This is a genomic window from Calditrichota bacterium (assembly GCA_020637445.1).
GTDB lineage: Bacteria > Electryoneota > RPQS01 > RPQS01 > RPQS01 > JABWCQ01.
Window position 1 is genome coordinate 61,479 of sequence record JACJVZ010000002.1, and the last position, 16,136, is coordinate 77,614.

Consider the following 16,136-nt stretch of genomic DNA (forward strand, 5'->3'; position numbering starts at 1 on the left):
ATACGGGAATCCGCCGTGAAAGGAAAGCCAAAACCGCCCGGCAAAACCCTGCGGAACAATCTGCCGTGACCTGTTTTGTTATATCTCGTAAGCTCCGTATTTTCAACATGAAAAAGTGTGAGTTTTGCTGGTATAGTCCTTGCTGAATGTTATACCACATTACTCCAATCCCAGAACTTTCGCCCAAAGGCACGGCCATGGCCACTCCGTCCGACTTCCGCAAATCCCCGTTTGACATCCTGAAGCAGCGCCGCGATGAACTATTCGCCGCGCGCCCCAACCGCACCAACGCCTATCTCGGGCTGACCGCCGAAATCCCTTCGGGGTTGGTCGAGCAGGTTCTGAAACACACCAAGAAAAATAGCCGCCTGCTTGTGATCGGCAACGGTCGCAGTGACGCTCTGAAAAAATTTGTCGAACAGGGTTTCGCCGTTAAGCTCATTGACTGGTCGCCACTTGCACTCGCGGCCACGGAAGACGTGCGCCGCACACTTACTCGCACCGACGCCGAAAAAATTAAAGCGCAGCTCATCGAAGGCTCAAAGCTCACCTGCGCGGATGGAAGCTGTGACGGTATCGTGCTGACGGGAATTTTATCTGAGCTTGCGCATCCGCTGCCGCTTTTGAAAGAGTGCTCGCGTGTTTTGTCCGACGGCGGAAGTTTGACCGTGTGTGTGCCGAACAACTTGGCGAGCTATCATTCCGAACATGCGACGTTGTGGACCGAAGAGACCTTGCGCGAGATGTTCACACTGCTGTTTGACTCGGTGACAATTTCTGCGCAGGGTGATTCGCTGTGCGTCTATGCATCCAACAAAGTGACCGTGAAGCATCCGGTGATTTTTGCAATGATGAACATTCGCAATGAAGATCGCTGGCTGCGCGACGTGCTCGATAGCAGCGCGACGATTTGCGACGGCATCATCGTCTACGACGACGGTTCGACCGACAAAACTCCGGAAATCTGTATGGTGCATCCTGCCGTCGTGGCCTATCAGCGCCGCGAAGAAACGCAAACCGACAAGGCGCGTGACAAGAATCGCATGTGGGAAATGGCGCTCGACTACAAGTTCGATTGGATGCTGGCAATCGACGGTGACGAACTCTTGGAACCGACCGCGCCGAATAGAATCCTTGATGAAATCAAGAAGTGTCCCAAGCACGTCACTCAGATCGATTTTGAGTTCCTGTATCTTTGGAACGACTACACGCACTATCGCACCGACGGGATTTACACGGGCATCTACCATCCGTGTCTGTTTCGTCCGACGACGCAGAAATGGACCGAACTTCAATTTCAGGCGACGGCGCATGCGGGAAATCTGCATTGCGAACGCGTGCCGCAAAACATCGCGGGCGACAGAATGCGCGCCGATATCAAAATCGAGCATCTCGGTTACATGTTTGCCGAAGACCGTCTGCGGAAATATCACTGGAACAAAAATAAAGACGTCAAACACGCGAACGAAGGCTACTACGAGCACCTGCTCGACCAGCCGCACATGACACTCGCGCCGTGGGACAGACGACCGAACAGCATACAACGCGGGAACACCAACGTGGAAAAACAGACGCTCAAGCCCGACTACTACTACGCAAATGCGCGCCGCAATTTGGCCGAACGTGTGCCGAAGGATGCGCGTGAAGTGCTCGACGTCGGCTGCGGCAACGGCGCGACCGGCAAACTCATTCAGCAGTTAACCGGCGCACGCGTCACGGGAATTGAAATTCATCCCGAAGTCGCCAAAGTCGCAAGGCAAGTGCTCGCCGACGTGCACGTTCTCGACGTGGAAGCCGATGAATTGCCATTTTCGCAAAAGCAGTTCGATTGTATTTTGTGCGGAGACGTGCTCGAGCATCTCATCGATCCGTGGAAGGCGCTGCAAAAACTCGTGTCGCATCTGAAACCCACGGGATGCTTAATCGTTAGTCTGCCGAACGTGCGAAATCTCGGCGTGATCGGCCAACTGCTCGAAGGATCGTGGAACTATCAGGAATACGGAATTCTCGACAGCACGCATCTGCGTTTCTTTGCCAAGAGCGATATGGAGAAATTGTTCGCGTCGGCGGGATTGCGCGCGGAGCTTGTGGAGACGGTGCGCGATCCGCTGTATGAAGGACAGGTGAAGAGCTTGCCAACGGAACCACTGACCTTAGATTTGGGCGGACTGGTTTTGCGCGACGTTTCACCGCAAGATTTCAACGAACTGACGGCGCAGCAGTTTATTTTCATGGCCAAACCCGACGCGAGTGTTTTGCCGAAGCAAAAACCTGTCGCGTCCGTCGTGATTCCGGTGTTCAACAACTTGAGTTACACGAAGGCGTGCTTAACGTCGCTGTTTAACACGAAAGAAGAGACTCCGTTCGAGATTATCGTCGTCGATGACGGTTCAACCGATGGCACGAAAGAGTATCTGGCTTCGCTCGGCAACAAAATCAACGTTGTCACACACGAGCAGAACTACGGCTTCGCGCGTTCCTGCAACGACGGCGCGCGCGCTTCGACCGGACAGCTTGTGGTATTCTTGAACAATGACACTGAAGTCACGCCGAACTGGCTCGACGCGATGGTTAAGGCCGTTTCTGAAGACCGCTCAATCGGCATCGTCGGGAATATGCAGATCTATCCTAACTCGAATACGATTCAGCAGGCCGGTATCGTGTGCGACGCGAACGCGACGGTGCATAGCATCTATAACAACCAGCTTGCGATTGACCATCCGGCGGTGAACAAGCCGCGCGCGTTTCAATTTATCGCGGGAAGCTGTCTGATGATTTGGCGGCAACTGTTCATGGAGGTCGGAGGTTTCGACGAAGCCTATGTTAATTCTTGCGAAGATATCGATCTGTGTATGAAGGTGACGCAAACCCGGCGCAAGGTTTGGTATTGTCCGGAAAGCAAAATCTACCACCACGAATCGAAAACCGTCAATGGACATAACAAAAGCGGCGCGAATTACCAGCGGCTGCTTTCACGCTGGAAAGACCTGATGCTCGACGACGCGGACAGCTATTATCTTGAAGACGGATTCATGCGGCTCGCGGACGGGCGCGTGGTACCTTTGGATAAACCGGAAGAGAACCGATCTATGACAACTGACACGCGCATTGCGCTCTTGACCACTTATCATCAGCGCTGCGGACTGGCAACTTATGCCGAAAAGCTGTGTGACGCGATGACCGACCTCGGTGAAACCGTTTTGGTTTTGGCCGAAAAGTCGACGGACCTAACGGCGGCGGACCTGCCGAATGTGATACGCTGCTGGACGCGCGAAACAGACGGCGGAAAAGACATTGTGCCGACGCTGCTGGCGAACAAGATTCAGGTTCTGCACATCAACCACGGCGGAATATTTCCGCTCGGAGGCTGGCTGCTTGACGTTGTCAAACAAGCGCGCGCGCACAACATTCGCATCGTAACGATGTTCCATACGACGGAAACGATTGACGAGACGCTTGGAGAAATTGCGCGCCACAGCGATGCGTGCCGCGTGCACCATCCGCAGAACGCGGTCGAGTTGGTTGCGCTGGGCGCGCCGCCGGATCGCGTGAAGGTTATGCCGCATCCCGTGCCGACGCCGGAGTTCACGGACCTTGCCGAGGCGAAGCTCGCACTCGAATGGGATCCCGCTCAGAAAGTGGTGGCCACGTTTGGCATGGTCGATCCGCACAAGGGGCTTCTGGAACTCATTGAGGCCATGCCCGCAATTCACGAGCACACGCAAGCCAAACTTTTGATCATGGGCGCGCCGCACCCCGCGAGTAAAACGGGCCGCGAGTATCTCGTGCAGTGCATGAATCGTGTGAATGAACTTAACATGCAGAATCAGATTAAGTTTCTGTCGGAGTTTGTTCCCGACAGAGAGATGATGGCAACTCTGCAGGCGTGCGACGTGATTGTGCTGAATCATCAAAGCATGCGTTTTGAGAGCTCCGGCTGCATGGCGCACGCGATAGCAAGCGGACGACCGACGGTGACATCGAGCTCGCCTGCGTTCGACGTGGCGCTTCCTGTGACCATGCGAGTAACGAAGGATTTTGATCTCGTGCAATCGATCGTCCGCGCGCTGCGCAATCCGTTTTTGGCGAGAATGCTGAAGGACGCGACGATTGAGTATGCTGAGGAAAATTGCTGGCTAAACGCGGCGGAGAGCTATTTGAGTTGCTACGAAGCCGTGCTCAGCACGGAGCCCGCGTGCACGACCGACCTCATGAAATTCTACGCGACGCATCCTGACGATATCTACACGGAACGTCTTCAGCGCGAACGCGTTCGCTGGCTGGCGGAGAAGAGCGCAGGAGCCGGAAGAATTCTGGAAGTCGGCCCGGCAAACGGCTACGTTATCAACTTCTGCAAGGGTCATGAGGCCGTCGATATCTATAGAGAGCGGATCGACGTCGCGCGCGCGCTGCGTCCGGGTATTACGTTCAGATTCGCGAACGTGACGAAAGGTCTACCGCAAGGCGACAAGAGTTTCGACATCGTCATGTCGCCGGAAATTTTCGAGCACGTCGAATGGGAAATGGCGGTTACCGCGCTGAAAGAGTGCATGCGCGTCGGCAAGCGCGTGTTGATCACGATTCCGAACGCGGACAAGCCGAACTATAACCCCGATCTCGTGCACAACCCCGAGCACCGTTGGCTGGTAACGAGACAACTGGTTGACGGTTGGCTGAAAGCCGCGGGTGCGATCGACTATGAACTGGACTGCTCGGACGAATTGGATTTCTATTTGATCGATATCAACAGCGAAGCAACGAGCGCAAACATCCGCGTTACGCCGCGCGCTGAAAAGCTGCCGCACTTCGTCGTGACGCCGGGACCGCGCATGACGGTTGCGATTGACGCGGAAATGCTCACGCACGATCATTTGCTTGCCAGTGACGCCGGCAGATATTTTCTCGAACTGCTGAACAACTTGCGCGAGGTGCGTCCCGAATGGACTATTCAGCTTGTCACGTCGCGTACAGACGTTTTGAAGCAAAAACTTGCCGCGGCGGGAGTCGCGGACGCGTATCACTTAACCGCGTGGCGGGAGTTGGCGCGTTCGGGTGCGCAGGCTTTGTTCGTGCCGAATCCTCATGCCGAACATGCCGCGGACTCTATGCGTGCGGCACGTGAAGCGGGGATGATCGTGACGTGCGCGATGAACGATCTGATTCCGTTGGCTTATCCGCAATTTTATTTGACGCACGACCCCATGGTGCGCGAACGCTACGTCGGATCACTGAACGCAATCAAGGAATACTGCGATATTTCCTATTGCTCGACTCAGGCGACGCTGCAGGAGATGCAAATTCGTTTGGGAACGCAGTTGAAGAATCTGCGCGTGATTCACGGCGGACCAACCTTGTCGAAGGAGCTCGCCGGAGCGAACTATGAGAACGTGGAGCTGCAAAAGTTGGCGAACGAACAAGCGCCGTTCTTCCTGCATACCGGCGAATTGGCGCCCGTGAAGAACCTGCGGACGATTTTGTTTGCGGTTGAAGAATTGCGCAAGACGGTCAATTCTGCAATCAAAATCGTGCTGGCTTGCAACCTGAACGAGAAGGCCGCGGAACAAATTCGCTCGGCCGTAACGCGTGACGGACTTGATCCGAGCATGATGGTGATTCCGATGAATCTTTCGGAAGCGGATTTGACAAAGCTGTATGTCGATACGGTCGCGTTTCTGAATCCGTCATTGATGGAAGGACTTTCGCTCTCGCTTGTGAATGCCATGTCATTGGGCACGCCGGTCATCGCTTCAAAGCAGCTTGCTCAAGAAGAAACTTGCGGCGACGCGGCGGTTTATGTAAAAGCCGAGAATTCACAGAAACTTGCCGCGGCGGCAAAGGATATATTGTTGAATCCCGAACGCCGGCACGAACTCTCACAAGCGTCACTTGCCGAAGCGCGCAAGTTTGATTGGCGCAGATCCGCAGAAAAGCTGGCAGTGTACTTGACCGAACAGATTGTCAAAACAGACCGTAAACCTTCTCACACGATGTCCAAGCAGTTTGCATAGACGAAACTGCAACCAAATAGAACGGGCGAGCCGCGAGGGTCGCCCGTTTTGTTTTCGATTGATTTTGAACGGAGAGAGCCGTATCTTTTGCCGTGCTTAGACGACGGGTACACTTACACCATCGAGGTGGCAAATGAACATTGCGTTGATTGCGCACGACGCAAAAAAATCCGATATGGCCGAATGGGCCGATTACAATAGACTCACACTGAGCGAACATTCGCTCTACGCGACGGGAACGACGGGCGAAGTCGTGTCCAATGCGACCGGACTTCTCATTCATCGAATGCGGAGCGGGCCACTTGGCGGAGACCAGCAAATCGGTGCCATGATCGCGGAAGGCAAGGTGGACGTGCTGATATTTTTTTGGGACCCGATGGATACGCATCCGCACGATCCGGACGTCAAGGCACTTCTGCGGTTGTCTGTCTTGTATGACATTCCAACAGCGTGCAATAAGCGTACGGCGGACTTTTTGATCTCGTCCCTGCTTTGGCATCAACTGGGTGATCAAGGCGGCATAAATTAGGAGCTGCGAGTCGAAAAGGGCTTGAAGTTCGTGAGGTAATGTTATATATTGTTGAGACTTGGCTCAAGGTCAGCCATACGAAATCAGGCAATTGAGGTGTCTTATGCGTAAAATTATGAATTTGTTTGTTTTAACCTTGGTTCTGGTGCCGCTGATCGCTTCGGCGCAATTCAGAGCACTGGGCTTGGAAGGTTACTTGGGTGCCGGTATCGCGATGCCGACGAATGAGTCTGACGGCGCCGAAATGGGTCTGAAAGTTCGTTATAGTATGGCATATCCGATCGCCGATCCGCTGCAGGTTGAGTTGGGAATCGCTTTCGCCCGTCTGCGTGCCGATCAGTATTCCGCGGAGATTCTGCCGGTAGATTTGCGCGCGAGGTTTGCGCCGTTTCACCAGGAAAAATGGTTTCCGTTTGTCTATGCGGGAATCGGAATGCTGCACCACGACGTTTCGGACGTGCCGGACATGGCCGACCCAAGCGCCAAGATTGACGGCTGGAACGCAGTTGTGCCCTTCGGACTCGGCGTGCAGTATCATATCGACGAGTTTTTGTCGTTCGATTTGCACGGCGGTTACAATATGATTATGTCGGACGAAGTAAATCCGATTAACGACGGCTCGAACGACGCGTACATGAATGTCCTGGCAGGTTTGCGCGTGCATCGCGGCAACCCGAATAAGGATACGGACGGAGACGGCATTCCCGACCGCGAAGAACGTAAGCTGGGAACCGATCCGAAGAATCCCGACACCGACGGTGACGGGCTTTCCGACGGTGACGAATATTTCACCCACAAGACCGATCCGCTCAACCCCGATACGGATGGCGACGGCTTGATCGACGGTTCGGAAATCATGACGCACAAAACGGATCCATTGAAGATGGATACGGACGGCGACGGACTGTCTGATGGCGATGAAGTTAACGTGCACATGACCAATCCGACCATGAAGGATACGGACGGCGACGGCTTGGACGACGGAGCAGAGGTCAACGAATACAAGACCGATCCGAACAACAAGGATACGGACGGTGACCAGTTGACCGACGGTTCGGAGGTCTTGACGCACAAGACCAATCCGCTCGACAAAGACACCGACAAGGGCAGTGTGGAAGACGGCGTCGAGGTGAATCGCGGTGACAATCCGCTGAATCCGGAAGACGACGTCGAGAAGCTGGTCGTGACGGAAGTCGGCCAAGCGATTACGCTCGAAGGTATTGTGTTCGAAACGTCAAAGGCTGACATTAAGCCGGAATCCGAAGAGATTTTGATGAAGGCTTACAATACGTTGAAACTCAATCCGGATCTCGAAGTTGAAATTCAAGGTCACACAGACAGCCGCGGCGCAAAGGCTTACAACCAGCGTTTGTCGCAGCAGCGCGCAGATGCCGTGAAGGCATGGCTGGTGGCGAAGGGAATCGACGCCGGTCGCATGACGACGAAGGGCTTCGGTCCGGACAAGCCGATTGGTGACAATGCGACTGAAGAAGGACGTCAGAAGAACCGCCGCATCGATTTCGTGCGTACCAAGTAGGTGCGTGGTGCTTGCTAAGCACTTTTTGCGCTGACGCAGGCGCTTGAAATTTTGCGACCCACTCGTTATGAGTGGGTCGCTTTGTTTTGTTGATTTGATTTGTAATATTCTTCACGCAGAGTTCATACGTCAAGATAGATGCGATTGGGCACAAAAGCGCGGATTTGGTTTTCGATTGTCGTGTTTTGAGTTTGTTTTCTATTGCAATTCCTCGCATCTGAGAGTATTTTGACAACATTCGTAGTAACGACGATATAAGAGGCTCGTTTATGCTTAAGGATATATGTGTCTATGCCATGGCGTTGCTCTTGGTTTTGAGCACTTTGGGTTCAGTTGCCAGATCGCAGGGCGACTTGCAGAGTGACGCCAATTCACTTCAAGTTTTGTCTGCGTCTTCGGTAACTGCTCAAGTTGGCAATCGGGAAGGTAGAAATCCCCTCGATCAAGGCGCGGATGGCTGTCCCGCCACTGTTATCTCCAGTTTACCCTATAGTGACACAGGAAGTACCGTCGGCAGATTTAACAATTGGAACAGCGCAGGGAATTGTGCCGGAGGCGGTGGAAGCAGCAATGCTCCAGACGTCATTTATCGTTACGATTCTCCACCTGGCGGAGTGAATGTCATCATCTCAACGTGCGGCTCCTCTTTCAATACGTTGCTGGAAATACGAACGGGCGGATCTTGCCCTGGAAGTGTGCAGAATGCCTGCGCGGATGCCGGATGCGCGGGTGATGCCGAGCTAAGAGTTTCTCTTCCGCCTTCCACGACGATATATATCATTGTTGATGGCTACGGAACGGAATCGGGCGATTACGTTCTGGAAGTCCGTGAAATGTGCGATGTGGTGATGCAGCAGGGAGACTTGATCGAGTGTGCTGAGGCAGTGGACAGCACAAACGCACAGTTGGATTGTAACGGAGGTCCGTGCAATGCAGTATTTGGAGGCACCCCCAGCTACACACAGATTGAGTGCGGACAAACGTACTTTGCGCGAGCGTTTACATACACACGCGGCGGTGTTCCGTACAGCGACACGGATTGGTATCGATTCAGCATTGCTGAACGCAGCGCAGTGTTGATTACAGTTGAAGCTGAATTTCCGACTCTTGTCACCGCCGGAAACGAACTGGCGGCATGCGCTGACCACTCATTGGGTGAACTGGGATATACTTGCGAAAGCTACTCTCTGCAGGCACTGAACACCCCGCCGGGCAACTATGAGTTTACAATCCGCCCGCAGGACGGAGCGGGCATTCCCACGGCGCTTGACTACCGTGTGTCACTCATGTGCGTTCCGATCGGTGACTGCGTAGCCGACGGCGTCCTATTCGCTCCCGGATCATTCTCCGGGGACACAGAAGGTGCGGGAGACGATTGCCTACTTGAACCGTCGGAAGATCAAACAGTTATCATAAACATTCCGTGGGACGGAGCTTGGGACATATCATTGTGCGAGCTTCCATCAGATTGGGCACCGAGAATTTACTTGACTTCCACATGCTGCGTAGAATCTTACGATGACATCATCGATGCGCGCAGTACAGGTTGTGTTCCACTTTCTTACAGACCGCGCATAGAGTGTGTTTACTTGGAAGCCGGAAACTACTTCGTGAATATTGAGGGAGATTGGATTGAATTCACTTCGGGGCCCTATGTATTGGAGGTTGAATCGTGCGAGGGTTGCATCATTCACAATAATCTTTTTGCGCCGGGGTCGATTACAGGTAACACGTGTGGAGCGGGAGTGAATTGTTCTCTCACATGGAACACCTCAGATGACAACATAGTTCGCATTACGGTCTGGGAGGAAGATGATTGGACGTTTGAGGTAGTTCCTGAGGGCAATTGGTTGCCGCGCGCCAGTCTAATGGGTGGTTGCTGCGCAGATCAAATCGCGGTGAGTCTAAATGGATCTATATACTGCGAAGCACTTCAACCTGGGACTTTCTATCTTCAGATTGAGGGCCGCGATGCGGAGGATTGCGGAGCATATACACTAAATGTATTTAAATGCAGGACGCGCTGCTGCTACGGTGAGGAGTATTTGTCGTGCGTGGACACCACCCAAACGGCATGCGTGGCAATGGGAGGAATATGTGACTTCGATCGCACTTGCGCCGAAAGCCCGTGTTTGCCTGTTCATTTGTGTCCGGATAATTCAGTCGCGGGCCAAGTACCTTTGGCGAGTGACGGATTCACGTGGGTCCTGCGAGAGAGCAACGTGGACGGCGATCAAGTGCACTTTGAGGATTTTGATGGCGTGTTCGAGCCAATTGCTCACGTAACTTTTTGGGGATTCAATAGGCCATGTGTCGAAAACCCAATGCCTTTCGTAGTAGAGATTCTTGATACTTCTTATTCGGTTGTAGCATCATATTCTGATACACTCGTTGGAATTGCAGTTGAGTCGTATGATATTGGAGATTTGTTCGAATACAACATGGTTCTCAACCCGCCTTTGATGCTTAGCGAGGGATGGGTTGGAGTTGCGGGCGCAGGAGATCCTGACTGCGATTTCTACTGGATGCGGTCAGGAACGGGCGACAATTTGGAACTAGTGCGGCTGGATGATGGGACGTATGTTGTTGAATTTGGGAAACTGGCTTATTGCTTGGGAGGGTGCGTTCCCGCGGACAGTGTGTCCATTCAATACAACGGAGGCACCAGCTTTACGCTCGGATTTTGGGCGCCGCTTGACGGCGAGTACAAATTCCACTTTACTTCCTCGCCTGTCGGCGTTTTTCCTGCGGATTTCTCCGTGGCAGGAAGTCAAGTCGTTACTTCGGGACATCACGAGTTCAGCTTCAACGCAGGCTCTGATTTTCAAAGGTGGGTGGTCGTAACTAACTGCGAATGACTTAGGTTTTCAGAATGAAAAGCGGCCCGCTCTTTGGAGCGGGCCGCTTCTGTTTTGCTAGTCTGCGCGCGGGCGGAATGTCTTCCGCCCCTACTCCTCTGCGAGCAAGCGTCTTTCACCTTCGAGCGCGCGGATACCGGAGACGTCCTGTACGACTTCCAGTGACCCGCGGTACTTTCCGTCTTTGTCACGAATCGCAAAGTAGCGGATGTGGACAAACATTTCGTTGAACGGAATCCAAAATTCGGCGACGTCCCTGCGGCCCGTGCGGAAATCGGATAGAATTTTGTTCACAAGATGCACGCTCTTCGGTGGATGACAGTTTTGGACTTTGCGGCCGATAGCATCGGGCGTGCGCGCGAAAATCTTATGCTTCTGATTCGAGTAGTAGCGCACGGTGTCGTTTTCGTCGACGTAAGAAAGTTCGACCGGAAGATTTGTCAGAAGCAGATTGACTTGCTCGAGTGTTAACGCGCCGACGTCCATGTTGAGCAGGCCGTCACTTGCTTTGGTGACGGGTGCACCTGAAACACCGGCGTGCTTCCACTCGCTGCCCGGACTGTAGGCTTCCATGTAGCCGATTTCGGATTCGGCTTTCTTGATCGCGATCCAATCCTCTTCTGAAAGCAGCTTCATTGCCGTGGGAAGAAGAATCGATTCTTCTTTTTGAATCATCATGAGAATCGCATTCAACACGGGCGGAAGATTGGCCGCGACAAAGTCTGTGTCTTGGGCTTTGCAGGCCTCGCGCACGGCCTTCAAGTGCGCGCGAATGTCGTCGTGCGTGGCCCACATGACGGTCGAAGGTCCGGTAAATCCGTAGCGCTCTAAGTATGAGAAGATCTGATGCTCTTTTCGCAAATAGTGCTTGTCGATTTCGCCAAGTTTGTCGAGATAGGTGACGAGTTCTTTCCACGCTTCGGGGTTAGCCGTCGGCGTCGGAGCGTTGTTGGCCGCTTCCATGATAGCTTTGACGTGCGAAACCGCCAATTCGATCAAACGGTTCTCCGACATGAACGTGTGCACCGGATGACCCGAAGGCACGTCTATCGCCACTTTTTCCAAAGTTGGGTTGACGACTTGCAGATGCACGTCGCACATATGCTTGATGTCCGAAACCGGAACTCCTTCTTTGATCAGATATTGCTCCATCTCGGCGATTTCGCCGGGTGCAGATTGCCGGACGAGCAATGCAAAATCGCGCTGCGCTTCCGCCAGCGTTCCTCCGGCGTGGAGTTTTTTCATGATCTGACGAAACGCATCGAGTCGTTCTTGACTAACCGTTTGTGTGAATGCTCCGTCGATAATCAGCGTACGGCCCGTGTGTTGCTGCACCGCTCCGGCGATGAATTGCATCATCGCATCGACGGTTACGCCGCCGCGCATCGACGCCATCTCAAGCGTGGCTTGCGACGCATTCAGTTTGCGCTGTTCGGGATCCTGTAAGGCGCGATAGTGCGGATTGAATCTCCCCAGTTCTTCGATCAAGAAGGGAAAGGCTTCAATCAGATTGCCAACGATTGTTTGGGGAGTTAGTCTGTAAATGGGTTCTGCTGCCATATGAGAGTGCTTGATATGTCTAATGTTTAGCGCGCAACTCCGCCGCGCGTTCCTTGATCTCTTGCAGGTCCCGCTGCATTTCGCTCCAGCCGTACCACAGCGCGTAATCAGGATTCGCGTGGAATGTTCCTTGGAACGTGCGCATTCTGTGTTCGAGGAACATCACGAACAATGTTTGCTCGATGACGGACGGCGCGTCGTGGAAGGTCAGGAGATCGGGGAAGTTATTGGCGTAGTTGGACGGTTTGGGAATGATGTTGTCTTGATAGAGATCTGCGATGATGCGAATCGCTTCGGCCATCAGGTGATCGGCATTCTTAATCATGTCGTCGCCTTTGGCGAGCTCGCCCTTTGCCCACGTTTTCGCGTGACACTGCGAACAAGTTTCGGTCATCTTGTTGCGCTCGCGGTCGAAATCTTCCTGCGTCAAGCGCGCGATGTCGGCAGCTTTGACGGCGTCGAGACGGCCTGTAGGTTGACCGGAGGGATCCAAAACTCCGAGCGCTTGTAGAATCGTCACACGGTCCGCTGTCCACTGCGAATCTTCGGGCATCGGGAGTCTGACGGCCAAGAAACCCCATGCGGTGCGAACTTCGTGATTGCCGTTTTGCATGTGGCAATCCTGACAGGTCGGCGCGGACGCGGACTCCGGTAATATACCCATTTGTTTTAATCCGTGCCGGACTCCGTGCTTCGACGAAGAGTACATCTCCCACTGCGGGTGATCAAAGCCCATGTGGCAAGTCTGGCAGGCTTGCGGCTGGCGCGCTTCTTCAACGGAGAAGGTGTGGCGAGTGTGACAGGCGTCGCATGAGGCATTGCCGTGGCCGCCGTACTCTTCGTTCAATTTCTTGACTTCATCGTCACTCTTCAAGCCAATCTTGTGGCAGGCGCCGCAGCCTTTCATGCCGTCAATTAGGCTCATCGGCTGCCAGTGAATCGTGGGCATGGCGTTTTGGGCGGCCCAAGCCATCGCGTGTTTGCCTTTGCTGAATTGCGCGACTTGATCTTCGTGGCATTCGTTGCAGGTTTGCGGAGTCGGCAGCTTGGCCAATCGGTAGTTATCGGCTGCATTGTGCGCAGAACCGTGGCAATCTTCGCAAGAAATCCCGTTTTCGGCGTGTTTGGAGAGCTGCCAGTCTGCCACTACACCGGGCGAGCTTTCGCTGTGGCAAGCAATACAGGCTTTGGACTGTGCCTGCGCAGACAGAGCGAATGTGAAGATAACTAAAAGTAAATAGATAGCTTTCATCGGTACACCTGTGAAAATGGTACAATAATGGAAAAATGGATTAATTTCTCCAAAATTTAGTGAAAAGTTTCACATTCCGCAAGTGAGAATGTCACCGTCATGCGGCAACATTCTACGCTACGGTACGGTCACGACGATTGCACGGCACATTTCCTTCCCAATCTTTCTGTAGCTGTGCGGAAGGCTGCCATCAAAATGGGCGCTGTCGCCTGCTTCGAGCTGCACGATTTCTCCGTCCACGTCAATTTCGAGGGCACCGCTTTCAAGATAAATGAACTCCGTGCCGACGTGCGAGTGCATAGCCACGGGCCCCTCGGAAACATCGTTGAATAATGCCAAGTATGAGCTGGACTTACGGTCATTGGCTGGATAGTCGAGGCATTGAAAACGGTAGACGACGCTTTTTCCTTCCAACTTCTCCTCGAGCTCCATGCGTTCTTTCGCGCGAGTAACTTGAATGTTCTTGTGAAGCGCGGGGTCCATGAAGAAGTGATCTAGCCCGACGGAGAAGACCATTGCGATTCGTGAAAGGGTCTGCAAGGTCGGAATTACGTGGTTGTTCTCGAGCTTCGAGAGCATCGCTGCGGATAGGCCGGTGTGCTTTCCCAATTCGACTAAACCCATGCTTTTCTTGAGTCTAAGCCTGCGAATTTTCTCTCCGAAAGCATATTGAGATAGGTAGCGGGTCAGAGTATCCATCTCGGAGGAGTTTCGTTTGTCGCGGTTGGGAAGCCTGTTAGACATGATGGTCTGGATTTCCTGAATATAAATGACAGTAAAATGTGTTTTAATGTAGGTTACATCACTGTAAAAGTCAAGACGTCTGGCTCCATGTTGTAAATTGCCTGCCGTACTTTTACTATGTGTTAAGTTCTTTTATTTTTTTACGCTTGAAGAGCCCGGTTCTTTTGCCTATCTTCAAGAGTTGAATAGTATGATGCACACTCCTCAAACGAGTGAAGGACAAATTTGGCGATGAAGATTACGTTTCACGGAGCAGCCGGTGGAGTTACCGGATCGAAGCACCTGATCGAAGCAGGCGGAAAACGTGTGTTGTTGGACTGCGGGATGTTTCAAGGCCGCCGCAAGGAGGCTTTGGAACTGAACTGGGGAATGAGTGAAGAACTTTCACATGTAGACGCTGTGATTTTGTCGCACGCGCACTTGGACCACTGCGGACTCTTGCCGCTGTTGGTCAACCGCGGCTACAAGGGAAGAATCTTCTCGACGGCGGCCACGCGTGACATCACTGAGTTTATTCTCAAGGATAGCGCAAACATTCAGGAACATGACACGAGGTGGTTTCGCAAAGAAAAGATCGAACTGAGCGAGCCGTCTCAACCGCTTTATGAATCGGATGACATACCGGGGACAATGAGCGCGTTTCGCGAGGTGCCGTTTGCGAACCACGGTTCTAAGTGGCACACTGTGATTCCGGGTGTTAGACTGAAGTTTTATCAAGCCGGACATATTTTAGGTTCGGCGTGGATGATGCTTGAATTCGACGGTGAGAACGGACCGGAACGGCTGGCCTTTTCAGGTGACTTGGGGAGGTTTCACACGCCGCTCTTGAAAGACCCGATGTACTCCGACGAAGAGTGTCCGGTACTTCTGCTCGAATCGACCTACGGCAACCGCGAACACAAACCGCGCGAACTGGCCTATGAAAAACTGAAGAATGCCATCATTCGCGCCACGGACCGCAAAGGCAAAGTTGTGATTCCGTCGTTTGCTCTGGGAAGAACGCAGGAGCTGATTTATGTCTTGCACCGGATGCACGACGCCGGTACGATTCCCGACATTCCAATTTACATCGACAGTCCGCTGGGAATCAACATGACGGACGTTTACCGGAGTCACCGGGACCAATACGATATTGAGTCGAAGAAAGACTTCCCCGATCCGGGCGACTATCCGTTGGTCGACGAGCGAATTCGGTATACGCGAAGCGTGCGCGAATCGATGCAGCTTAACGACAAGAAAGGGCCGTTTGTCGTTATCGCATCCTCGGGAATGATGGAAGGCGGCCGCATCCGGCACCATTTGCGGCATACCATCAGCCACAAAGAAAACATCATTCTGATCATCGGCTATCAGGCTGAATATACGCTGGGACGCAGATTGGTCGAGCACGAACCGCAGGTGAGATTGTTCAACGATTGGTACGACGTGAACGCCGAAGTCTTGACTCTCAATGAATTCAGCGCGCACGCAGATGCCAAGGAACTGCACGCGTTTGCGGACAACCTGACCGGAGTCAAGAAGATATTCCTCGTGCATGGCGAACATGAACAGGCGTCTGCGTTGCGCGACCGGTTGCTCTATGGCAATGACCAATTGAGCGTGACGATACCTCAGAAAGGTGACAGCGTCAAATTATAGCGACCGTTGC

The 16,136-nt window shown here is 53.1% G+C and carries 8 protein-coding genes; 5 read left to right on the forward strand and 3 right to left on the reverse strand.

Annotation, left to right across the window (positions count from 1 at the left end):
* Positions 1-197 precede the first annotated feature (197 nt).
* From H6507_08080 to H6507_08095, 4 genes are all read left to right on the forward strand, one after another.
* On the forward strand, positions 198-6,008 hold the full coding sequence (locus H6507_08080) for a glycosyltransferase (GenBank protein ID MCB9369045.1): 5,811 nt from the start codon (positions 198-200) through the stop codon (positions 6,006-6,008).
* Positions 6,009-6,141: 133 nt separating this feature from the next.
* The gene (locus H6507_08085; GenBank protein MCB9369046.1) at positions 6,142-6,537 is read left to right on the forward strand and encodes a methylglyoxal synthase; all 396 of its coding nucleotides are present in this window, start codon (positions 6,142-6,144) and stop codon (positions 6,535-6,537) included.
* Between the two features lie 103 nt (positions 6,538-6,640).
* Positions 6,641-8,074, forward strand: coding sequence for an OmpA family protein (locus H6507_08090; protein ID MCB9369047.1), 1,434 nt, complete (start codon positions 6,641-6,643; stop codon positions 8,072-8,074).
* A gap of 269 nt (positions 8,075-8,343) precedes the next feature.
* A complete protein-coding gene (locus H6507_08095) occupies positions 8,344-10,932 on the forward strand; it encodes a hypothetical protein (GenBank protein MCB9369048.1) in 2,589 nt (862 codons plus the stop codon).
* A 90-nt stretch (positions 10,933-11,022) separates the two neighbouring features.
* Here H6507_08095 and H6507_08100 read toward each other — a convergent pair whose 3' ends face one another.
* The 3 genes from H6507_08100 to H6507_08110 all read right to left on the reverse strand — a co-directional run bounded on the left by H6507_08100 (position 11,023) and on the right by H6507_08110 (position 14,443).
* A complete protein-coding gene (locus H6507_08100) occupies positions 11,023-12,492 on the reverse strand; it encodes a DUF438 domain-containing protein (GenBank protein ID MCB9369049.1) in 1,470 nt (489 codons plus the stop codon).
* A 19-nt stretch (positions 12,493-12,511) separates the two neighbouring features.
* Entirely contained in the window at positions 12,512-13,744 is a 1,233-nt protein-coding gene (locus H6507_08105; GenBank protein MCB9369050.1) for a cytochrome C, read from the reverse strand.
* Between the two features lie 117 nt (positions 13,745-13,861).
* Entirely contained in the window at positions 13,862-14,443 is a 582-nt protein-coding gene (locus H6507_08110) for a helix-turn-helix transcriptional regulator (GenBank protein ID MCB9369051.1), read from the reverse strand.
* Between the two features lie 276 nt (positions 14,444-14,719).
* Here H6507_08110 and H6507_08115 point away from each other — a divergent pair, with 276 nt between their 5' ends.
* On the forward strand, positions 14,720-16,126 hold the full coding sequence (locus H6507_08115; GenBank protein ID MCB9369052.1) for an MBL fold metallo-hydrolase: 1,407 nt from the start codon (positions 14,720-14,722) through the stop codon (positions 16,124-16,126).
* Positions 16,127-16,136: the final 10 nt, after the last annotated feature.

Excerpts from the sequence above, each read along its gene's own strand:
- H6507_08090 (MCB9369047.1), top strand. The coding sequence starts at position 6,641 with ATGCGTAAAATTATGAATTTGTTTGTTTTAACCTTGGTTCTGGTGCCG.
- H6507_08115 (MCB9369052.1), top strand. The coding sequence starts at position 14,720 with ATGAAGATTACGTTTCACGGAGCAGCCGGTGGAGTTACCGGATCGAAG.
- H6507_08110 (MCB9369051.1), bottom strand. The coding sequence starts at position 14,443 with ATGGATACTCTGACCCGCTACCTATCTCAATATGCTTTCGGAGAGAAA.
- H6507_08080 (MCB9369045.1), top strand. The coding sequence starts at position 198 with ATGGCCACTCCGTCCGACTTCCGCAAATCCCCGTTTGACATCCTGAAG.
- H6507_08105 (MCB9369050.1), bottom strand. The coding sequence starts at position 13,744 with ATGAAAGCTATCTATTTACTTTTAGTTATCTTCACATTCGCTCTGTCT.
- H6507_08100 (MCB9369049.1), bottom strand. The coding sequence starts at position 12,492 with ATGGCAGCAGAACCCATTTACAGACTAACTCCCCAAACAATCGTTGGC.
- H6507_08085 (MCB9369046.1), top strand. The coding sequence starts at position 6,142 with ATGAACATTGCGTTGATTGCGCACGACGCAAAAAAATCCGATATGGCC.
- H6507_08095 (MCB9369048.1), top strand. The coding sequence starts at position 8,344 with ATGCTTAAGGATATATGTGTCTATGCCATGGCGTTGCTCTTGGTTTTG.